Origin of the sequence: Terrisporobacter muris (assembly GCF_024621905.1) — a bacterium.
In the GTDB taxonomy this organism is placed as follows: domain Bacteria; phylum Bacillota; class Clostridia; order Peptostreptococcales; family Peptostreptococcaceae; genus Terrisporobacter; species Terrisporobacter muris.
On record NZ_JANKBY010000005.1, the window covers coordinates 15483 to 37755 of the forward strand.

The window sequence follows — 22273 nt, forward strand, 5'->3', positions numbered from 1 at the left end:
TATGGAAAAATAATCTATATTTTGGTATAATTACAATGTCAAAATATAAATCAAAAGATGAGGGAGACAAAATGAAGAAAAAATTAATATCAATATGTATAATAAGTATGCTTTTACTAGTTGGTTGTAAAAGTGATGCTGCATACAATGAAGCATTAGAACTGGGGAATGAAGCATTAAAAAATGGAAAGTATGAAGTGGCTCTTACAGAGTTTGAAAAGGCATTGGAAGAAAAGAAAGATGATGAAGTTGCAACTGCCTTATATAATCAAAGTGAAAAGTACGTGAAAGCTTTAGAAAATTATGAAAAACAAGAATTTGAGCAAACTTTAGAGCTTTTGGATGAAGTTATAAATTATGAAAATGGATCTGATGTCTTAGTTAATGAAGCTAAAACTTTAAAAACACAAGTTGAAGAAGATAAAAAATTAAATGATAAAATAGATAAATTAACAAAATCATCAGAAGATTATTTCTCAAACAAAAACTACTCTAAAGCAATAAAGGATATTGATGAAGCCTTAGAACTTATAGAAGATAATGAGTCTTATGCTTCACAAAAGGAAACTTTAACAAATTTAAAATCAGATTGCGAAGTGGCTATAGAAAAAATAGCTAAAGAGGCAGAAGAAAAAAGAAGACAAGAAGAAGCTAAAAAGCAAGAGTCAAAAAAGAAAGAATCAACGTCTAGTAATAGTGGTGTGTCTGAAAGTAATGCAGTACAAATACTAAAAAATTACTTTATAAAAGAAATTGGTTATGCACCAAATACAATTGAAGTATATGAAGTAATAGGAAATAGATATCATATGAGCGCAGATAATTATGATGAAAATGATATGAGAGAAAGCTTCGGATGGTGGTATGTAGATAAGTCTACAGGAGAAGTATCTAGATAAATGAAAATAAATTATATACAAATAATTAAATAAAATAGATATTAAAATGTAGTTACTTAAATAATAAGCTTAGTAACTACATTTTTTAATTTATAAAATATGTAGTGTAGATATATGTTAAGATTATATTACAACAAGATAAGAAAAAGGGTGTGATAAAGATGATAGAAGTAAAGGGAAAGTATAACTTAGCTAAAATATTTTCGGATAAAATTGACGAAAAATCAAAGGAGCAAATAGAGGAGCTTTGTAATCAGGAATTTGTTAAAAACGGAAAAATAAGAATAATGCCAGATGTTCACGCAGGAGCAGGATGTGTAATTGGATTTACTGCGAAGCTTGGTAATATGGTCATACCTAATATAGTAGGAGTTGACATCGGCTGTGGAATGTTTACAGTGGAACTTGGTAAAATAGATTTGCCTTTAGAAGAACTAGATAATGTTATAAGAAAATATGTACCTTCAGGAAAAAATGTTCATGAGGGAAAAAAATATAATTTTGATAAATTGCAAGAACTACATTGCTATAGAGAGTTAAAACAAAGTAAATGGATAGAAAGAAGTATAGGAACTTTAGGTGGTGGAAATCACTTTATTGAAGTTGACGAAGACAAGAATAAAAATAAGTATTTGGTAATACATTCTGGAAGTAGAAATTTGGGAAAACAAGTTGCAGATTATTACCAAAGCTTAGCTATAGAATTATGCAGTGGTAAGGAAAAGTTCTATGAGGAAAAAGAAGAGTTAATAAAAACTTTCAAAGATCAAGGAAGAAGAAAAGAAATTCAAGGTGAGTTGAAAAAGTTAATAAAGAAATACGAAAACTTAAAACCTAAATATCCAAAAGACTTGTGTTTTTTAACAGGAAAATATAGAGAAGAATACTTACATGACATGAAAATCTGTCAGGAATATGCTGAGATAAATAGAGAAGTCATGGCAAATATAATTTTAAATAAATTATTAAAAAAAAGTATTGATGATTTTACATGCTTCCATACAACTCATAATTATATCAATTTTAGAGATAATATAATAAGAAAGGGTAGTATATCATCTTATGAAGGGGAAAAGTTACTTATTCCAATAAATATGAGAGATGGAAGTATACTTGCAATAGGAAAAGGAAACGAAGACTGGAACTATTCTGCACCTCATGGAGCAGGAAGACTTATGAGTAGAAGTGAGGCAAAGTCAAAGTTAAACATAAATGAATTTGAAAACAGTATGAAAGATATTTGGACTACTTCTGTATGCGAAGAGACGATTGACGAAGCTCCAATGGCTTATAAATCCATAGATGATATTTTAAAATTTGTAGGTGAAACAGTAGAGATAATTGATGTGATTAAACCAATATATAATTATAAATCAAAATAAGTGGATTTTAGGGGGATGTTATGTGTTCAAAAAAAGAAGATCTTGTTACTATGGCGAAAAGTAGTAAAAAGTTACCTAATTTTATTTGGGCTACGATATTACTTTTAATATTTATGTTTGGTGGTCAAATTATAGGTGGAATTTGTATAATACCAATATATTTGACTTTATACATGTCTGGGGAAATGTCATCGAATTTAAGTTTATTAGAATTATTTATTAATTTAAGTTCATTTTTATTTATAGCATTATTAGTTTTTGTGAGGGTTAAATATATTGAAAAAAGAAAAATTTCAACTCTTGGATTTAGCAAAGACAGCTGGTTAAAAAAATATACTAAAGGTTTTTTAATTGGATTTATTATGATGGCAATTGTAGTTTTAATATTGTTTGTACTTGGATGCGTTTCATTGGATAAAAATCCCATCCAGCCTGTTGGTATATCTGCATTAGGAGGAGTAATGATAATCTTAATTGGTTGGATGATACAAAGTGCAACGGAAGAAATATTGACAAGAGGCTGGTTAATGAATGTTTTAGCAGCTAGATATAACATGGTATTTGCACTGATTTTTTCTTCTGCTATATTTGGAATTATGCATTTATTTAATCCTGATGTAAACTACATTGCAGTAATAAATATTATTTTAGTAGGAATTTTCTATGGTATTTATGTTATAAAGACTAATGATCTTTGGTCAGTATGTGGGATGCATGCAGCGTGGAATTTTGCCCAGGGTAATGTATTTGGATTTGAAGTTAGTGGCATAAATGTAGCTGTCTCCAGTATTTTTGATTTTAACTTAGTAGGAAGTGAGACTATTAGTGGTGGAGCATTTGGACCAGAAGCAGGACTTATAGCTACTTTTGTTTTATTGTTATCTATAATTATAGTTTATGTACTTGGTAAAAAAGGTTATTTTATAAAGAATGAAAATTAATGTTAATAGGGAAAAATAAAATGAAGAAACATAATTGTTTATGATTATGAAAGGCTACTGATTTCAAATCAGTAGCTTTTTATAGTTAATGAGTTAAAAAAAATGATTATTTATTAGATTTATTATACAATTCATATCTATATATCCAAAACACTTGTGATAATAATATAAAGCTGCACACCCATACAGCTTTAGTACTTACAATAAGGGAGATTAGAGTTCCAGGGATGGCCCCCACTGCAAAAGAAAAAGTAAGTACTGTAAAAGTAAGAAACTTTATGATAGAGTCTTTATTTCTTTCATCTAAAGCACCATATAATAGTTGTCCAACAGTTCGAAGGTTTCCTGTGCAGATAGTTGTATTATAGGCAATGCCAAAGCAGTTTCTAAACAAACACAATAAATATCCCATGAAAAAAGAAACAAGATTAGTAACTATAAGATCTGGTACAGACTTAGGTAATAATCCAATGAAAAAAAGTGCCATTGATTCTAAAATAAGTGCCATTTTTCTCCAATCACCTCTATATTTCTTTTTTATAATCAAGAATTTAATATATTCACTAAATGCAGCTCCCAAAATGCACGCAAGTATGGGAATAAAATGATTTAGAGCTCTTTGCCAGTGAGCCAATGCAAGACTAATTCCAAAGATAGACATATTAGCAGTGTGCATATTAGCTAAAATACCATCTCTTGTAATGTATGTATATGCATTCATATATCCGCCAATAAAGGTTACAATCATTAGAAATAAAGGCCTTTCCCAAGGAGGTATTTTTTTATTTTTTTGCTGCGATTTATCTATATTATTTAAATTTTCTTTATTATTTTTCATATAATTACACCTCTTAATATTTTAGTATTACCATTAATGATATCTATATTATAATCATAATAGTGTAAACTTCATATTACAGTTTAGTCATTTAAAAATTATAACAAATAAAGTGTAGTTGACTTTTATCTTAAGGTAAAGTGTAAAATTAAATGAAAATATATTACAAAATAATAGCAAATATATAAATTCAATGTAATCTGATAACAATAAAGAGATGTGGTATTAAGTACCACATCTCTTTTAATCATTATATGAAACACTGGAATGAAAACATTCCAGTGTAAAGTTTAACTAATAGTTATTTGTAGCTAGGACAATCTCCATCTTCTGCACAACAATCATCACATAACTGACAAGAGAAAATATCTAGTTTATTAAGAAGTACTAATTCTAAATTAGTTAATGTTTTTATCATATCATTAACAGATTCTTGAGCACATAGCATTTGCTCTGCAGTACCATTTGCTACTATTTTTCGAAGTTTTAAACTTTCAGCATTTAATATATTTCTAATACCTGCTTGCTCAAGAGCTACTGACTGGATTAGATTTGAAATAGATAGTTCATATGGTCCTGTTGGACAAACTTTTACATAGATAGTTTTAGTAGTTTTTCTTCCATAACAATCTGTAGCGCTATAGATTACAGTATAAGTTCCAGGAACTTGATTGTTTACATTATTTGATACTACAGTTGCTGTTAGTTGATTACCTCTACAATCTGTAGCGCTAACACCATCTAGAGGATTGAATGGATCTCCCACACGAATACACTTATTACTTGCATTTATTGTTGGAGGAGGACATAATATAGTGAAAACACCAGCATCTATATCTAATTTAGATTCATTTGAGCCAAGATATATAATATCTGTTAGCCCTGTAGTTTTATTAGGTTTACTTCCGTCTAATGAACTTGCTTGTTGAATAGTTAATTTATAATCTCCATAAGGTCTAAACTTAACATAGTACTTACCTGCATTTAAGTTAGTAAATAAATAGTATCCAGGTTTACCATTATAATTATTAGAAGTAACTGTCGAGCTTATTAATTTAATAGAAGAATCATATAGTTCCACTGTAATGCCATTTACACCAGGCTCATATTCATCATATATTCCATTACCATTTAGATCCTCCCAAACAAAACCTCCTATACTAGACTTAGAATGGTGTAATGTTTGTACTCCAACTTTGTTAGGTTCAGTTGGAAGTAGTGGTTCTGTGGAACCATCTGATTTTACTTGGTTAGCTTTTACAGCAAAAGAGTTATATGCTATTTTATTGACTGGCACATCAACGGGTGCTTTAGCTTGTATATGAACTATTAATCTCTCGTAAGGTTTTAATAATACATTAGATTTGGTAGTTACTTTTACTGCTCTTATTGTAGTAAAATCTGTTGGAGGAACTATACTCCAAGTACCTGTGCCAATCTGATTGCCTTTTTGATCAAATCTTATTGGATTGTTACTAGTTGAGTACTCAATAGAAATTTCAGGATTTGATTCAACCGATTCTCCTAATACATTAATTATTTCAGCTGTGACTATAGCAGTTGGATAGACTTCAAATTGTGAACCTCTAGGGGTACTTGTTAAAATAAGCCCTGTATCTCCTACATATGGCAATATATCAACAAGTTGTATATCTTTTAAATTTACATCTTGGTTATTTGTTATATAATATTGATAATCTATATTTCCACCAGGTGTGACATTTCCTAAACTACTATAATCTAAATCTAAATCTCCTTTTACTAATTTCTTTATAACAAATTCTGAGGATAATAAAACTAAACTTGTAGTGCTAGAACTTGATATGAATTCGTCTGTGATACCATCACCATCGTAGTCGTTAGTATCTTCAATTGCATTATATACAAAAAAACATCATCTCCTGGATTACCTACATAAGCATTGTTTACAATAGTATTGTTTGAAGTAATTTTTATAAATGCTTTGAAGTATACTTGCAAATTAGTGTCAAGTGCAATTGTGAAATTATCAAAAGACCATCTTAGTAAAGTACGACCAGTATTTTTATAATTTTCTAGTACTTCTTTAGTAGGCAAAGGGACTGGGAAACCAGGATTTCTTGAATCATAGGTTATTCCAGTTATACCATCTTGATATATAAAATATTCACTATCAGGTACATAGAAAACATCAGTTGGTAGTAAGTCTGCAAATATTGGATTTATAGTAATGGTATTTAAAGGTTCAGATATTAAAACATACTCAAATTCATCTAGAGGAGCATAAGCAGGTTGATCAGGTATAATGCCTTTACTTACTTGCAAATCCGATGATCCGTTTAGAACAGTTCCAGCGGATGTACTCTCAGTTATACCATCTGCTGAAGCTATAGCAGTATTAATAATAGTTTGGCCTAATTTACTTTGTGCTTTCTTATTTATTACTCCATATAATTGTAATGTATGTGATGAACTTACATTATTTAAAGTAGGTGCTGTTATTTTAATCTTACTTACATTAGTTCCAGCTGTAATAAAAGGTGTTAAGTCTATTAAATCAGTATTATCGCTTGAGTTTTTAAGAATAGATATAAAAGTATCTGGGCTGCTAGATAATGAGATAAATATACTATAAGACGGTAATCCAATAGAATTTGATTGAAATCTTAATTTTGTAATATCTACCTCTTCAGGCAAAGTATCAATAATTTGATAATTTGTATGAGCTTTGTTATCTTGATTTGTATTTACTAGTCCGTAAGTTATAGGCGTACCTACAGTTCCTGTACGTGTAGCATCTTTTTCAAAAGCAAATATATCACTCTGATTAAATACTCTTAATTTTACAGATTCGCCATCTCTTACTATGCTATTAACTTTCCAGTTCGCAGTATTTATAATTTCTTTACCTGGAACAACATCCATATCGACAATTGCTTTGAATGTTATTGAGTATCCATTGCCTTTGAAGCTAGGTAGTGTAAATGTTAGAGTTCTATCGTTCCAAGAACCAGTTCTTCCATTATATGTTGGATCATTATATCCTAATTCTGAAGCGTCATTACCTATTGGTATAAAAGATAAATCCGGAGTTAAACCATTAGGCAAAGTATCTGTGATTACAACATCTGATATTTCAGCTCCAGAATCACCGTAGTTCAATATATACAAACTAAAAGTAACTATATCTCCAGGTCTAACTAAGCTACTACCCTGAACTGACTTATTTAATCTAAAATCCTCGGTTAATGTTAAAGTTACAGTTTGGGCAACTCCAGTATTAACTATAACATTATCTGCATATAAGTCAGCTGAATTTGTAAAGCTATCATTATTAACTCTACCTGGACCAAATTTACAAGCTGCTTGAAATGATATAGACGTACCAGTAGGTATTTCTCCAAAATCAAAAGTTACTAATGTGCCTCCCGCAACTGGAGCTTGAGTAATGTTTTTTATATACCCAGAAGCTTGTGGAAGAGTAGGTATAATCTTAGTTGGGAAAAAATCAGTTAATTTTCCTTGAACAGTTGGTTCTGTAAGTCCACTATAAGAGACATTAAAAGTATATATAAAGGTTTCATCGCCATGAACTCGGGTTTTATTAACACTTTTTGTGATTTGTGGCATATTTTTAACCTCCATTTAATAAATTGATACTTTATTAGGTATCAATACATTGTATGTTTTTTTTAGTCGAAAGTGAGTAAATTTATAAAAAATATGACACCTATAAAATACAGGTGTCATATGGTTGCTTATATAGTACTTTTATAAAACTGTATACATTTTAGACAGCAGTTTATTTTATTGTTATATTATATATCATCTTCTTGTGTAGATCCTAGGCATAGTTGTGAAGTTCCTGGTCCTGGGCATACACAATCAGAGAAAAGATCCAACTTAGCAGAAAGGATCATTTCAAGGTTAGATATGGATTTAACCATTGATTTAACAGATTCATTAACTAATAACATGTCATTAACAGTACCATTAGCAACAATTTTTTGTATTTTTTCACCTTCTGCATTTAAAATATGAGATATAGCAGTTTGCTCTAAAGCAACTGATTGAATTATGTTAGAAATGGCAACCTCTCTAGTAATAGGTGTAGCTTGAATTGCAGGCATTGACATTAGTATTTCCTCCATTTATTGAAATTTATAAGTATCATAAAATATCTTATATTCATATTATATATAAGTAGAGTAAAAATGTTACAAACTCTTTAACTAGGATGGAGGGATATAAGATGAATAAATTAAAATTCATAGAAGAGATATATCTGGATGACTACAATTGTTTTGACTATAAGAATATTTTATTTGATGGATGTAATTTTTATATAGTTATATATGGAAATCAAAATATTGTTAAGTATAATTATAAATTTGAAGAAGAAGAATGTTTTGAAATCTGTAGAGAATATATAGATATATGTTATGATAGTGAAGAAAAATGTTTTTGGGCAGTGGCATATAAAAATGGATATAGAATATTTAAACTTGATATGTGTTTTAAAGAAGTGGAGTCTTTTAAATTAATTTTAGATGAATGCTTCCAAGATAAAATAACTAGTATATCGTATTCTTGTACAGATAATACTTTAGTGATGTCAAGTACAAATTGTATAGGTAAAATTTATAAAACATGTGACAATGTGAATAAGAGACAGTGTTTTAATTGTTTTGAGATATGTGACGTATTATCAATTTTACCAGGTTATATTTTAACTATTAGAAAACATAGAAGACAGAAAATTTTAATTTATGATGAATATTTTAAGTTAATAAATGAATTTGAGTTTCCTAATTATTATTTAATTGTAAATATAGCATTTGAAATGCGTGAAAATAATAGGAAAGTAAGATTTTTTATTCTTGTGAAAAATAGAAATTATAAAGATAGTAAATATGAAGTACTTGTATATGAAATTAATTTAGAATTATATTCATGTAGCTGTAACCATAAATTAAATAATTGCTGTCTTAAAGATGATTGTGAAGAGAATTGTAAACACAATGCTTATAATAAAATAGTTCAGTCAATTGCATTAGTAGAAGCATCAATTTCACATATTTTGAATGCAGAAGGGGAAAAAATACAGAAAGTATTATCCGATTGTAATGACATAGACAAAATATTATGTATAAATAATGAAGTAAATAAAACTATAATTAATATTACACATTTGGAACAGGTGATATATGAACAGTTAGTTACTCTTAAGGAGTGTGAATGCTACGAATGTAGTGATAACAGTTGCTGCGAGCATGAGTGCGAGTGTGAATGTGAGTGTAATTGTTGCAAACATCACGATTATAATTGTGACGAAAAACATCATAATGATAATATTAGAAGATATGAAGATGAGTAATTTAAATATAATATAATGAAAAGTTGACAATTAGAATACATACTGAAAAGTATTTAGTTAATAAACATAATATTAATTATGCAATTAAATAGGAAAATAATACATTAATATAAATGATAGCCTACAAAAATCTAGAAGAAATAGGATATATGAGTATCTCCAAGAGATATTTAAAAGTGCATGAAACTTAATCGACCACTGTGTACAAAAGATCATATGGTTGTGTGAGAGGACGCTAAATAAAATAATTATTTAGCTCCTACTCAATAGTTATATAGAATGTGGAAAAAAATCATATTTTTACAAAAAAGCGATATAAATATAATGAAATATTTAGTATAATTAAATTGTAACTATAAAAAATCAATGAATTATTACTGAAAGTAATTGAAAAGATGGAAAGGGAAGAATAATGAGTGATAATAGAATTGACATAGAACTTGAAAATGATGATGTTGTAATAAAAGTTATGGGTATTGGTGGTGGAGGAAACAATGCTGTCAATAGAATGATTGAAGAAGGAGTAAAGGGAATAGAATTTATTTCTGTAAACACAGATAGACAAGCTCTATTATCTTCAATGGCTGGACATCAAATTCAAATAGGAGAAAAGTTAACTAGAGGATTAGGTGCTGGAGCTAAACCAGAAGTAGGAAAAGATGCTGCTAAAGAAAGTAGAGCACAAATAATAAAAGAACTTGAAGGTACAGATATAGTATTTGTAACTGCAGGTATGGGGGGAGGTACTGGAACAGGTGCCGCTCCAATAGTTGCTCAAATAGCAAAAGAAATGGGAATACTTACAGTAGGTGTTGTAACTAAGCCTTTTGGATTTGAAGGTAGAGTAAGAATGAAAAATGCTGAGGAAGGAATTAAAAACCTTAGTGAAAGTGTGGATACATTAATTACAGTACCAAATGATAAATTATTACAAATAGTAAGCCAAAATACATCTATGATCGATGCGTTCTCAATGGCAGATAATGTATTAAAACAAGGTATACAATCAATATCTGACTTAATAAAAATGCCAGGGCTTATAAACTTAGACTTTGCCGATGTTAGTTCAATAATGAAGGACAAAGGATTAGCATACATAGGAATAGGTACAGCAAAGGGAGAAAATAGAGCTATAGAAGCTGCAAAAGAAGCAATACAGTCTCCTCTTCTTGAAACTGCAATACAAGGTGCTAAAGGAATATTACTTAATATTGCCAGTGGTGGAGATTTAACATTATTTGAAGTTAACGACGCATCAAACTTAGTAACAGAATTATGTGATCCAGAAGCAAATATTATATTTGGTACTTCTGTAAGAGAAGATTTAGGTGACGATATAATGCTAACTGTAATAGCTACAGATTTTTAATAAAATACATATTAATAAGTAACTGAAAGTAAGAGCATGTAACTGTTTTAACAATTACATGCTTTTTTGATTTAAATGCCACTAATATATACACCAATGTTAAGGTTAGTTGGTAGAATTAATATTATATATCAAATATTATAAATATAGGAGGTATGAAAAATATGATTAGTATGAATTTAAAACATTAAGAACAATAAATAACTACACTCAAGAGAAAAAGGAATTACAATAGTTCATCAACGAAATCTTATAAAATTCATGGGTTATATGGGAAGAACTTTGGATAAATGGAGACTATGAGTTAAATAAAAGAAATAAGGGATGAGTACCTTCCATAACTTAGACCTCAAGACGACAAGAAAGTGGAAAGGATTTTTCTGCTATGATAGAGATGATAGTAGATACAACTATAGCCTTAGATAAAAAAGTATGTAAGGAACTGAAAGAAATCAATTCTGATTGTATTGTGTCTGACTCTTTATGTTGTTGGGGAAAATTATTTGCAAATAAAATGGATATCACATATATATGTTCTACTACAACTTTTGCATTTAACAAGTATATAGCGCCTATGATGAAGCAAAGTTTCAAAGAAATTATGTATATGATATTAGGTATGAGAAAAATTAATAAAAAATTAGAACTTTTAAGAAGTCATGGTTACGATGTGAAAGATTTTATTTCAATAATTGAAAATGATAATGATACAAATACTATAGTTTACACATCAAAAGAATTTCAACCTATGGTGGACACTTTTTCAGATAAATACTATTTTGTAGGACCTTCAGTAGCTGATGTAACTGTGGAAAAAGAATTGATGGAGGGTAAAAAAATATATATTTCACTGGGAACTGTAAATAACAAAAATCTATCTTTTTATAAAAATTGTATAGAAGCTTTTAGAGATTCTGGTGGAGCAACAAAAGCAGTTGATGCTATATTGAAGATAATAGAAATATAATAATTAATTATGGAAATTTAAACATGTAATTTATGGAAATTAACAAAAACGCAGAATTCGACAAAATACAACATGAGCATTGAGTTATAATAAAGATGTTTCAACAAGGAAATATTTTTTACGGGTAGTAATCAAACAGATTGAGAAAACGATATTCAATCAGTTGGGGTAAATTAAAAGTTCGGAAAAGGTTAGTCAATTGAAAATTAAAGTACAATAGGGAATGTACTATAGTATTCATTAAGAGTTATAATTTTTATAAATATATATTTGAAGCAATGAGGGAAGCTGAAAATATAAATAATATTGTTAAAAAAGTCTTGGGTTTATCTTAAGGCTTTTTTAACATACTTAGGAGGATATTATGATTGAGTTAAACTTTACTAAAGACAATAATAAGATAAATTTGAAAGCTAATATATGTGACAATGATATATTAAAAAAATATATGAAATTTGAATACTTTACAAATCTTTGTAAAGATGGATGTCCAAACTACAATTCAAACTACACATGCCCACCTAATAGTCCTAAATTTACAGATTATATAAAAGGTTATAAATATTCTTTAGTTATAGCTATGTATATGAGTATACCTAAACATGGAACAATAACTGATATTCATCAATATCTAAGAAGAGTTTTATCTGATTTATTAATACCTTTAGAAAAGAAGGTTAATGGGTTGTTAACAGATGGAGGTAGATGCTTACTTTGTAAATCATGTGCCTATGTTGATAATTTACCTTGTAAGTTTCCTGAAAAAATGCGCTTTAGTATGGAAGCCATGGGAATTGATTTAGCTGGAGTTTCTAAGGACATTTTAAAACACTCTATAATATGGAATAATGAGTATGAAAATAGCTATTGTACAGTTATGGGTTCTGTCAATTTTAATGATTTATGTGAAGATGACTTGAAAAAAATCATATTGGACATGATATAAATCAGAAGCAGGGGGAATTCTATATGTCAAAAAGAAGATATCACTTTATAATACCAATATTATTATTACTTTCAATCATAGGAAGTTTTGTTTGTATAGTATATAATCTGAAATATTATCATGATAACCTATGGGATGAAATATCTACAAATCAACTACCCATATATGTAGCAGACCAATTAGTTGTAGATGAAAAGGGAAATTACTATATAGGAAGTGATTATAATAAGTATATACAAGTGTTTGATCCAAAGGGAAATTATAAATTTACCATATCACTTTCAGGTGGAAGAAGTAATAATTTTACCGTGAATAAAAATAAATTACTTTTTATTTTGTATGGTGAACCTATTATAGAATACACTATTGACTTAGATAAAAGAGAAGTTATTTCTGAAAGAGAAATTGATGATAAATCAGATGATATATTTGCATTGTATAGCCAGGTACCATCAATGTTTTATTCTAAAGGAAATAAGACTTATAGGTTGGAGAGAAGTTTATTTGTGTTAAATAAAATAAGTATTACTGAAGGATATAAAACTGAAACAGTAATATTAAAAAATGTACCTAAGTTTCCAATTATAACGCCTTTTTGGATGGGGTTAATAGTATTATCTTTTTGGAGTTTGGCCTTATATACACATATAGTTTTACATGGAAAACAGATTAAAGAAAAGATAAAATATTACAAAGATAAATATATACCGTAAAATAATGGCGTATAAAAAATTATACGCCATTATTTTAAGTCATCATAATAATAGTTTTATTTATATTTTTACCTATCTAATTAGATCATTAATTTAGACAAATTTTGTATAAAAATATTATACCAGTCAATTGACCAGTTCATTTTAGTACATAAATTTAGAAGCTCATCTTCATCATTAATACCGTGGGATGTAATTATATTATGAGTGTCCTTATTTACAATTAAACCATTATCAATGCTATCTGATATAAATTTATATATGGCTACACTTCTTATATGTGAAAACTCAGCATATCTAATTTTTAGAGGTTCTTTAGTTAATTCATCATGTTTAATATTGTATGCTTTTATTCTTTTTTTCTTAAGTAATCTTCTTTGATTTTTTAGTTGGTTTTCGTATTCTATTCTGAGTAGTTTTGCTTTATCACAGGAACTTATGGAGTCGTAATACTGCTTAGATGTTTCTAGATAAATTCCTTTTGTGCCAGTACCATTTTCCTCTAAACTTTTGGCTATTAGTCTTAGAACTTCATAACCTCTAACATAAGTTTCATTTCCAAAGGTAGCTTTATACTGGTCAGGAATTTGCATAAATATATACTCCATGTTGTTTTTAGTAGTTCTAAGTATACTGTGAAGCTTATCCTTTTTAACCCAAACCCATCCTTTATAATCAATCATAGAAGTATTTTTCCAAGCATTTGAAATCTCCTTAACAACCTTACTCTTTGCGTCTTTATTAACTTCAGGTTCTATGATATCCAAATCTTTAACTGAGTAAGGAATCATTAAGTCATTTTTTTTAGCTTTAATTTTTGCCCACCATAGAACTGTACATTTCGTTTAATTTTGCCATGGCTAGAGTAGATTTGGGATGGTTGTTAATATCAGGGTGTATCTCTTTTGAAATTTTATCTCTCCAAGCTTTTGCCTCATTTTTGTTAGAAAAAAGAGACTTTGTTATTCCTAATTTTTTCATTCTAATTTCTCCGTCAAGTTCAGTAAGGTAGAAGATGTATTCATTTGATTTAGAAGTGAAGTAGTTGGAAGAAATATCTGATGATTGAACTAGTTTACTGGAATTAATGTCTGATTTGTAGATATGTTCAACTAGATTTGAGAACTTAGTTATGTTTTTATAAAGATCATTCCAGCCTCTTCCTGTTATTTTTATGTTTTCGCCAACATCTTGTTTTATCTCACGTTTTACTTCTGCAAATTTGCCTAAGGATTTTAATTCATTTACATTTTTAACATTGATCCATCTCATGGCAAGACCCCTTAATATAATTTTCCATATATTATATTCTAGTGTGATCATGGTGATGATTATTTTATAATATGGATTTATTAAAAATGATATGATTGCTCTTATTAGTGATAGTAATTATATTAGATTGAAAAAAATGTATTGACATATTTTAGAAATTATCCTATTATTTTAACAAGATAAAAATTTAATGAATTAATCCTATGAGAAAGAGAGTAACTTTTTATTAAGTTTCAGCGAGCTGGGGTTGGTGTGAGCCCAGTAACAAGATATAAAGTGAAATAGAGCTTTGGAGGAGATTGTCAGAAATTATTAGTATGTCAATCGGTGATCTCGCCTTAAGAGATTGAGTGGATAAGTTTTTTCGTTGGCGACATGAGCGCAGAATTTTAAGCAACGGATTTGTCTGAAGCAGTAGCGAAGACATATCGTTGGCGACATGAGCGTAGCGAATTTTATCAATAAGAGTGGTAACGCGGAATAATTCGTCTCTTGGCTTTATAGCCAAGAGACTTTTTTATTGAGCAATATCTTGCTTGAAGCGAACTTTTATTTATATAACTTATTAATGAGAGTGGTAACGCGGATATAATTCGTCTCTTGGTTATAGGACTAAGAGGCGATTTTTTTGTACCTAATAAAATACTAGTTAATATGGTACTTGAATACTCATCATTATCACTAAAATGCCATTAAGAACTTATTAAATATTTATTTTGCTGTAAAATCAAAAAGAAAATTTATGCTATTATAAAAATTCCTTATGAGAAATAATAAAATATTGTCTTATAAAATAAGCAAGTTTTATATAAAAGGTCTAGAAGTTAATAACTGAATTTTCAAAATATAATAAAAATATCTGATCTATATTACTTCAAAATTAAATGAAAATATCTAGATGACGCTATTTCAATCTAACATGAAGTGGCTTCATGTTAGATTGAATAATAATTTATATTTAAGGGGGAAAAATTTATGAAAAAGAAAATTTTAGCAATTATCATGGCATTCGTCATGATATTTACAACAATGACATATACAACAGTATCATTTGCCAAAGAAAACACAGGTTATGGAGACTATGCATACAGAGTATTACAATACTTAGATCAAAACTTAACAAAAAGGATAGCTGGTACAGATCAAGAATTAGAAGCAGCTAAATATTTAAAAGGACAGTTGGAATCGTTTGGATATGAAGTAGAAGTTCAGGACTTTTCGTATACGAGAAAAGATGTAACTTATAACTCTCAAAATCTTATAGCTACTAAAAAAGGTGCTTCAAATAAAGAAGTTATAATAGGAGCACATTATGACAGTGTGGGAACTCATGGCGTAGATGACAATGGTTCTGGAACTGTTGTAAATTTAGAAACTGCAAAAAGACTTGCAAATAAAGAAACACCTTATACTGTTAAATTTGTATTCTTCGGTGCTGAAGAAGTGGGGCTTAAAGGTTCTGCTGCATATGCAAATGCTATGACAGATGAAGAAGTAGCAAATACTCTTTATATGGTAAATATGGATAGTATGTTAGCTGGTACTTATCGTTATGTATATAGTGGTAACTACAACAAAGATACAGATAAAGTTAATGACGCATGGCCAGCATATCAAGCATTAAAATTATCTGATGCACTACAAACAGGAATGAGATTAAATAATACAAAGTTAAACTTAGATTATGCAACTCCTTCTACAGGAAACTGGAGTGATCATGCAAGCTTTAGAAATAAAATGCCTTACTTATATTTTGAAGCAGTGAACTGGGAAATGCCAGATGATCCAGACCATCCAGAAGAAGGTTCTTCAGGTGCTTATGAAACTGAAATAGGTGAAGTAATGCATGATCCAGATAGAGATAATCTTGAATTTATAGAATCAACTTGGGGAACTCGTGGTAAAGAGACTATAACTGCTTATTGTAAACTATTAGAATCAGTTGTATATCAATTAAACCCAGATGGACTAATAACTCCTTCAAAAGATGCTTTAAAAGAAGCTATAGAAATAGCTAACGACATGGATAAAAGTGATTTTTCTGAATCTGCTTATAAAAAGTTCCAACAAGCTTTAAAAGAAGCTAAGACAGTAAACAAAACAGAGTACGTCTTATTAAAAGATCAATCTATAATAGATTCAGCTATTGAAAAGTTAAATGAAGCTATGGGTGTTGTAGGTGTAAACATTGCAAACACTAAAATAGAAGTAGAAAACCAAGTTTATACTGGAAAAGCACAAAGACCAGAAGTTGTTGTAAAGGATGGTAAAAGAGTCTTAGAAGAAGGTGTAGATTATACGGTAAGTTATTCAAACAATAAAGAGATAGGAGAGGCTATAGTTACTGTAAAAGGATGCAATGATTATTCAGGCACAGCTACAGCTAAATTCAACATAATACCACAAACAGTAACAAATGGTAAGGCTTTCGATGTGCTTACTAATTCTTTAAAATTATCTTGGAAAAAAGTTGATAATGCAGATGGATATAAGGTTTACAAATATGATGCATCTTCTAAAAAATATGTTTTAATAAAAACAATAAATAAAAATAGTACAACTAATTACAAAGTTACTAACTTAGTATCTGCGACTAAATATAATTATAAAATTTGTGCATACAAAGAAGTTAAAGGTAAAACTTATTTAGGCCTAAAAAGTAATACAGTAAAAGCTACTACAAAGCCTTTACAACCAATAGTAAAATTGTCATCAACTGTAGCTGGAAAAGTTACTATAGATTATTCTAAAAAAGTAAGTAAAAGAACTGATGGATATGAAGTTTATATGGCAACTTCAAAAAAAGGTAAATATACTTTAATAAAAGATACAACTAGCACTAAAATGACAAAAACTAAATTAACTAGTAAAAAAGGTTACTATTTTAAAGTAAAAGCATATAGAAAAGTAGATGGAAAGAAAGTTTATAGTTCTTATAGTGCAATAAAATACATCAAAGTTAAATAATTAATGTTGATTTTCAAAATTATTGGATTTGAAATACAGAATAATATATAACTGTAAAAATTAGGAATAAATATTAAAACTTTAAAATAAAGAGTTCTTAGAAGATAGATTATATGGAGGATATGGAGGTAAAAATGTGAATAAATCTAAATTAAAAAATTATAAGAAAGAAAATTTAGATGAAGTAGCTATTCAACTTGATATCTTACAAAATGTACGATTTGCTCCTATACTTTTTATGATTGGATGCTTTTCAAACTTTATAGAATATGATTATTCTGAAAAAGCTATATTTCAATCCTTATTAAATGATGATTAATCCGTAATTAATAATAATGATATTAAGTCGGTAGAAATAGAAAAAGCTGTATCAATAATATTTACAGGCAATGCTCTAACTACTTTTGAATTAGGTATTACTAATGTAAGTCTTGATAGAAACTATCTAATAAATCTAGTGAATCAAATTTGAATTCTTCTAGAATAATTGCATTTTCTGATTTGATAAAAGTCGTAGGATATTTAGGTGCTTCTATAGGATATAGCATGGTTTTAGAGGAAATGGATAATGATTAATTTAGCATAATTTTTTAAGAGCAATGATTTTAAGTAATTTAGTACTTAAAATCATTGCTCTTGTTTTAAATTATAATTATTTTTTAAATAAGTAAGTAGCTAAATCTTCCTTGCTTAAGTCTATTCCTAAATAATAAACAACATTATCTTGTAATAAATAATATACAAATCTAGAAGTATCTAACTCCACATTACCGTTACAAATAGTATATAGATTAGTTCTGAATATTTGTGTACTACCAAACTTTCTATAAAGTGAAAATATTCTTCTAAATTGTTTATCGACTAGAGTATCAGTATTTTTGTATGCTCTAATAAAAGTAACCTCATTTATCATTTTGTCATTTATATAAAGACATTTTAAATCAAAGCTGTCGTTTTTACCATTTGATAAGTTTTCCCATAATTGAAGTAAATCATCATTTTTAAATAACTGTATTCCAAATGTTGGAGGTACAATTATTAAATCAGAAGTATTTTCTTCAGATTCACTATTATCATTCCAATTTATATTTAATTCATCTTCTTCTATAAAGGAAACAACTCCGATTTTCTTAGCATCATTTTTGTATGTTACGATATCTCCTACTTGGAAAACATCCTTGTATTGTGAGTTTTCATCAAATACTAATTCTCCATTATTGATAGAAAATTTAGATGCTAATTCTTTATTTTCTAATTCGTACTTTGTTATATAGTTCATAAGTTTCCTCCTGAAAATTTCTTTATTATAAAAATGTATATTAATACAATACCCATAGTAACAGATTTATAAAGATTTTCAAAGAAAATTTTTTATGTATATTATAAGAAATACTTTCAGAGTCTAGAAAGATGTGTATATAATCAGAAGTAACGTTTAGTAATTTTTGACATACTTAACATATGTCATTTTAAATTTTACTCTTTTTGAATTAATATATATAATGTTTTGTTAATGGTAGGAAAATATTTCCTTATATTAGTATATTATAGGTAATATTAGGCGATTGGGTTAAGCAGAGTTATTTATTATTGTCTAGTAAAATCTAAGAACCTAGTCCCTTGGAACTTTAATCCTCGCCAAAAATGTTAGTTATTTAGTATTATAATATAAGTTGTTAAGGGTTAAATCTTAAGAATTAGTAAACTTACTTTTTCCTAAGATTATATGGTTCAGAATAATTAAGTAGAAATCAAAGTGAAAATATTATTAAATAGAATAGATTTTTCTACTTTTTTTAATTTATATATTTAAGTATAATAAAATGTGATTAAGTATTTTAATAAGATATAAATAAGAAACGAGGATGAAAGTTAATGAGACCTGTAAATATATTAGATAAAATTTCAGATGGAAAGCTATATGATATTGAAGATATGGTAAAAGCAGATACATGTGGTTGTAATGGATGTAGCGATTGTTGCAAGGATGTTGGAGATTTAGTAATGCTTACACCTTTTGATGTGAATGAAATAGTGAATTTTCTAGGTATTGGATTTAATGAATTACTAGGTGATAAGATTGAACTTCGTGAAAGTAACAAAATCTTATTACCATATTTAAAAATGCAAAAAAGTAAATACTGTAGTTTTTTAAATAAAGAAGGCAGATGTATGATACATTCTAAACGACCAAATATTTGTCGTTTGTTTCCTCTTGGAAGAGTATATAAAGATGATGATTTTAAATATTTTTTACAAATAGGAAATTGTCCTAAAGAAAATCTAAAAGATGTTAAGGTAAGTAAATGGCTTGGAATTGAAAATTATGATGAAAATAAAAAGTTTATTTTACAATGGCATAAATTTATTAAGGCACTTACTTTCCGCCTAAAGTTTGTGAGAGATGAGAAAGAAATTGAGGAAGTTAATAAAATTTTATTGGATAGCTGTTATGATATTAATATAAAAGAAGGGGATTTTTACTCTGAGTTTGCGAAATATTTACCACAAATAAAAAATAAACTGGGAGTTATTTAGTATACTTGCGTTGTGTCATATTAATAAAAAAGTGTGTACTTTCATTGGAAGATACACACTTTTTGAGCAAAGCGAATTTTGTATTGTGATCTCACCTTTACTTACATAATAGAAGGAAATTATGGATTAAACTTATAAATTGGTCTTGTAATTTACCTTAGATTAATAAATGCCTAACAAAGAACAGTGAAAAGTACATTTAGTATTTTGAAGGTGATTCAATTAAGTTTTATGGATTCAAAAATGGGTATAATTATTATTAGAAGAGATAAAAAATTAGAGCATTATAAGTAAAAATATGATAATATATTAAGTATTTCAATAATTAAAATCATCAAGGAGAAGTATAATTTATGGAGAGAGTAAATGAAGTAAATTTATTTATACAGAGAAACCAAAAGTTCTATGAAGAAAAATTTAAAAAAATGAATGATACAGGGAAAAGTGTATCTTGGAACTGGGCAGCATTTTTTCTAGGTATATATTGGATGATATATAGAAAAATGTACTTTAAAGCAGGGGCATTCTTTATACTAAGTTTAGTGGCATCTTCCACCCCATATATTGGAGGGATACTAAACTTTGCAGTTTTAGTAGGTATAGGAATATATGCAAATGCATTGTATATGGATCATGTAGATGGAAATATTGAAAAAGTAAAAACGTTATTCTCTGATAATAAAGAGGTAATTATAAAGAAAATAGGTGGAACAAATTTACCTCTAGCATTAGGATTATATACAGTGGTACTTTTTTCTCTATTTTTAGCATTGTAAACAAAAATAGCACTCACTAAGATTTGTAGTGAATGCTATTTTTTTATGGTGAATTTTCTATTTTAATCCTAAATCCGAAAGCATTGCAGATATTTCATATGTTTCATCGTATTTTTTATAGTAGTTTTTAAATACATCATCAACACCTGAGTTTTCATAAACTTCAAATTCAATACCTTTAACTTCACCTATAATACATTTTAAATTATTAGTATTTAAATAATTTATTAATTTTAGTATATATTCTCTTAGGTCATTTTTAGGTAGAATTTTTAATTCATCAATATTTTCAGCAATTATACATGCAGACTCATTTAACTCCTCAGATGAAAGGTTATCATTTAATTGAGACTTTATATCTTCCAGTTCTTCTTCAGTAATATCCAACTCATCTATATTTTTACCATCTAAAATTTCTTGGATTTTATCTAAAATCATAGCCTCATTCCATGCATATTTGCTACATTCATTTTTACTGTCAAATTTATTATTCATTTTTTAAATCTCCTAAGTTTAGTTTAATGGTATTATACCAAAATTATGTGATTTTATCAGTAATAGTAATAAAATACAACTTATTAAATTAAAATGTTTATCTAGAGGGTCCACAAAGTGTGATGAAATTTTCAATGCTAGACTGTAAGGAAGAATACTAGAATTATTTTTGTATGGTATAATAAGAAAAAATATTTTTATGAAACAAATACATATTATTAATGTAGATTAGAAAGGTTGGGATGAAAATGATAAAACCAATTGTTAAGGATGTATTATTTTTAGGGGAAAAATCAGAAGTAGCAACTAAAGAAGATATGTCTGTTGTTAATGATTTAATTGATACATTGAGAGCAAATCTTGATGGTTGTGTTGGATTGGCAGCTAATATGATAGGTGTCAAGAAACGTATAATTGTGTTTGCTGTAGGAAGTGCTATAGTCCCTATGATTAATCCTGTTATATTGAAGAAGGAAAAAAGTTATGTGACAGAAGAAAGCTGTTTGTCTTTGACTGGCTTTAGAGAAACAACAAGATATGAAACTATAGAGGTGGAGTATTTTGATAAGAGTTTTAAAAAGCAAAGAGAAACTTTTACTGGATTTGTGGCACAGATTATTCAGCATGAGGTTGACCATTGTAACGGTATAATTATATAAGTTATTGTTACATTAAGAAAATAGAATTTAATCAATATAATAAGGTGATGATAAAATTAAAACCATTTAGATAGAACAAGCTAGTTACATGAAATTTTATAGCGCCACGCCGTGGCTTAAAATTGCATATCAAACTTTTTATTACACTTTTCAGA

Annotated in this window: 20 protein-coding genes, 1 pseudogene and 1 other annotated feature; of the genes and pseudogenes, 13 read left to right on the top strand and 8 right to left on the bottom strand. The window is 28.1% G+C overall.

All coding sequences use genetic code 11. From position 1 onward, the window contains the following. Positions 1 to 71: 71 nt before the first annotated feature. The 3 genes from NSA58_RS00930 to NSA58_RS00940 all read left to right on the top strand — a co-directional run bounded on the left by NSA58_RS00930 (position 72) and on the right by NSA58_RS00940 (position 3222). Positions 72 to 899: a tetratricopeptide repeat protein gene (locus tag NSA58_RS00930; protein ID WP_039681208.1), complete on the top strand. Its 828-nt coding sequence runs from the start codon at positions 72 to 74 to the stop codon at positions 897 to 899. A gap of 161 nt (positions 900 to 1060) precedes the next feature. After that, entirely contained in the window at positions 1061 to 2281 is a 1221-nt protein-coding gene (locus NSA58_RS00935) for an RNA-splicing ligase RtcB (RefSeq protein ID WP_039681207.1), read from the top strand. 20 nt (positions 2282 to 2301) lie between these two features. Continuing rightward, entirely contained in the window at positions 2302 to 3222 is a 921-nt protein-coding gene (locus NSA58_RS00940) for a CPBP family intramembrane glutamic endopeptidase (RefSeq protein WP_074079263.1), read from the top strand. Positions 3223 to 3328: 106 nt separating this feature from the next. Here NSA58_RS00940 and NSA58_RS00945 read toward each other — a convergent pair whose 3' ends face one another. The 4 genes from NSA58_RS00945 to NSA58_RS00960 form a co-directional block, all read right to left on the bottom strand. Then, on the bottom strand, positions 3329 to 4060 hold the full coding sequence (locus tag NSA58_RS00945; RefSeq protein ID WP_074079264.1) for a YoaK family protein: 732 nt from the start codon (positions 4058 to 4060) through the stop codon (positions 3329 to 3331). A gap of 301 nt (positions 4061 to 4361) precedes the next feature. Continuing rightward, positions 4362 to 5693, bottom strand: a complete 1332-nt coding sequence (locus NSA58_RS00950; protein WP_257559978.1) for an SdrD B-like domain-containing protein — start codon at positions 5691 to 5693, stop codon at positions 4362 to 4364. 164 nt (positions 5694 to 5857) lie between these two features. Beyond that, positions 5858 to 7669, bottom strand: a complete 1812-nt coding sequence (locus NSA58_RS00955; RefSeq protein ID WP_257559979.1) for a DUF11 domain-containing protein — start codon at positions 7667 to 7669, stop codon at positions 5858 to 5860. A gap of 188 nt (positions 7670 to 7857) precedes the next feature. Continuing rightward, positions 7858 to 8175 (bottom strand): hypothetical protein, encoded by a 318-nt coding sequence (locus tag NSA58_RS00960; protein WP_074079266.1) that lies wholly within the window; start codon positions 8173 to 8175, stop codon positions 7858 to 7860. A gap of 116 nt (positions 8176 to 8291) precedes the next feature. On the opposite strand from NSA58_RS00960, the gene NSA58_RS00965 reads away from it, so the two are divergent. The 5 genes and pseudogenes from NSA58_RS00965 to NSA58_RS00985 all read left to right on the top strand — a co-directional run bounded on the left by NSA58_RS00965 (position 8292) and on the right by NSA58_RS00985 (position 13411). Then, positions 8292 to 9416 carry a hypothetical protein gene (locus NSA58_RS00965; RefSeq protein ID WP_074429552.1) on the top strand — a complete coding sequence of 375 codons (1125 nt, stop codon included), beginning with the start codon at positions 8292 to 8294 and terminating at the stop codon, positions 9414 to 9416. 412 nt (positions 9417 to 9828) lie between these two features. Next, positions 9829 to 10782: pseudogene (gene ftsZ, locus NSA58_RS00970) on the top strand (cell division protein FtsZ); the annotation flags it as partial. A 388-nt stretch (positions 10783 to 11170) separates the two neighbouring features. Next, positions 11171 to 11752 (top strand): glycosyltransferase, encoded by a 582-nt coding sequence (locus tag NSA58_RS00975; RefSeq protein WP_139045028.1) that lies wholly within the window; start codon positions 11171 to 11173, stop codon positions 11750 to 11752. 364 nt (positions 11753 to 12116) lie between these two features. Continuing rightward, positions 12117 to 12698: a DUF2284 domain-containing protein gene (locus NSA58_RS00980; protein ID WP_074079268.1), complete on the top strand. Its 582-nt coding sequence runs from the start codon at positions 12117 to 12119 to the stop codon at positions 12696 to 12698. Between the two features lie 23 nt (positions 12699 to 12721). Next, on the top strand, positions 12722 to 13411 hold the full coding sequence (locus tag NSA58_RS00985) for a hypothetical protein (RefSeq protein WP_074429550.1): 690 nt from the start codon (positions 12722 to 12724) through the stop codon (positions 13409 to 13411). Between the two features lie 80 nt (positions 13412 to 13491). Here NSA58_RS00985 and NSA58_RS00990 read toward each other — a convergent pair whose 3' ends face one another. Beyond that, entirely contained in the window at positions 13492 to 14202 is a 711-nt protein-coding gene (locus tag NSA58_RS00990) for a hypothetical protein (RefSeq protein WP_052233146.1), read from the bottom strand. Positions 14203 to 14221: 19 nt separating this feature from the next. Continuing rightward, the gene (locus NSA58_RS00995; RefSeq protein WP_039681201.1) at positions 14222 to 14683 is read right to left on the bottom strand and encodes a hypothetical protein; all 462 of its coding nucleotides are present in this window, start codon (positions 14681 to 14683) and stop codon (positions 14222 to 14224) included. 194 nt (positions 14684 to 14877) lie between these two features. After that, positions 14878 to 15179 (top strand) — a binding site (T-box leader). 479 nt (positions 15180 to 15658) lie between these two features. Between NSA58_RS00995 and NSA58_RS01000 the strand changes: the two genes are divergently transcribed. Together NSA58_RS01000 and NSA58_RS01005 are read left to right on the top strand one after the other, a co-directional pair. Continuing rightward, the gene (locus NSA58_RS01000; RefSeq protein WP_257559980.1) at positions 15659 to 17650 is read left to right on the top strand and encodes a M20/M25/M40 family metallo-hydrolase; all 1992 of its coding nucleotides are present in this window, start codon (positions 15659 to 15661) and stop codon (positions 17648 to 17650) included. A gap of 136 nt (positions 17651 to 17786) precedes the next feature. Then, positions 17787 to 17969, top strand: a complete 183-nt coding sequence (locus NSA58_RS01005; RefSeq protein WP_039681199.1) for a hypothetical protein — start codon at positions 17787 to 17789, stop codon at positions 17967 to 17969. A 333-nt stretch (positions 17970 to 18302) separates the two neighbouring features. Here the strand turns inward: NSA58_RS01005 and NSA58_RS01010 are convergent, their stop codons facing one another. Next, positions 18303 to 18929 carry a hypothetical protein gene (locus NSA58_RS01010; RefSeq protein WP_039681198.1) on the bottom strand — a complete coding sequence of 209 codons (627 nt, stop codon included), beginning with the start codon at positions 18927 to 18929 and terminating at the stop codon, positions 18303 to 18305. A gap of 596 nt (positions 18930 to 19525) precedes the next feature. Here NSA58_RS01010 and NSA58_RS01015 point away from each other — a divergent pair. Both NSA58_RS01015 and NSA58_RS01020 read left to right on the top strand, forming a co-directional pair. Further along, positions 19526 to 20188, top strand: coding sequence for a YkgJ family cysteine cluster protein (locus NSA58_RS01015; RefSeq protein ID WP_039680668.1), 663 nt, complete (start codon positions 19526 to 19528; stop codon positions 20186 to 20188). Positions 20189 to 20541: 353 nt separating this feature from the next. Then, on the top strand, positions 20542 to 20964 hold the full coding sequence (locus NSA58_RS01020; protein ID WP_074429548.1) for a DUF2628 domain-containing protein: 423 nt from the start codon (positions 20542 to 20544) through the stop codon (positions 20962 to 20964). A gap of 57 nt (positions 20965 to 21021) precedes the next feature. On the opposite strand, the gene NSA58_RS01025 is transcribed toward NSA58_RS01020, so the two are convergent. Then, a complete protein-coding gene (locus NSA58_RS01025; protein ID WP_074429547.1) occupies positions 21022 to 21459 on the bottom strand; it encodes a hypothetical protein in 438 nt (145 codons plus the stop codon). 248 nt (positions 21460 to 21707) lie between these two features. Here NSA58_RS01025 and NSA58_RS01030 point away from each other — a divergent pair, with 248 nt between their 5' ends. Beyond that, complete coding sequence (locus tag NSA58_RS01030; RefSeq protein WP_039680665.1) at positions 21708 to 22118, top strand: peptide deformylase; 411 nt, start codon at positions 21708 to 21710, stop codon at positions 22116 to 22118. Positions 22119 to 22273 lie beyond the last annotated feature (155 nt).